Source organism: Leifsonia sp. HAY1-4F, from assembly GCF_056755275.1.
The window spans coordinates 1-243 of sequence record NZ_JBNDHX010000533.1 but is presented as its reverse complement, the minus strand read 5'-3'; the positions used below and the strand labels follow the sequence as shown (position 1 = coordinate 243).

Genomic DNA, 243 nt, shown 5'->3' with positions numbered 1-243 from the left:
CCGATGTTCAGGGAGCCCAACTGCTCCACCGGCGTGGAAGCCAGGAAGTAGGCGGGGAGGTCGGGATCGTCAATGAGCTTGCGGTACCGGGCAAACGCGGCGTCGGAGATGGTCTCCATGACGTTGGCGTAGCGTTCACGCTCATCTTCGGAGGTACGCGGAGTGCGGTGGAGCGCCGAACCCTGCATTACCGCGGCCAGGGACAATTCGAGATTCTCGCGGGCAAGTTCAGGGAGCGAGTAC

General features: G+C 63.0%; 1 protein-coding gene. It reads right to left on the bottom strand.

Features of this window, described 5'->3' with window-relative positions; translation table 11 throughout:
* On the bottom strand, positions 1 to 243 hold a 243-nt coding region (locus ACPYOG_RS20410), incomplete at both ends, for a phosphoenolpyruvate carboxylase (protein ID WP_481295900.1).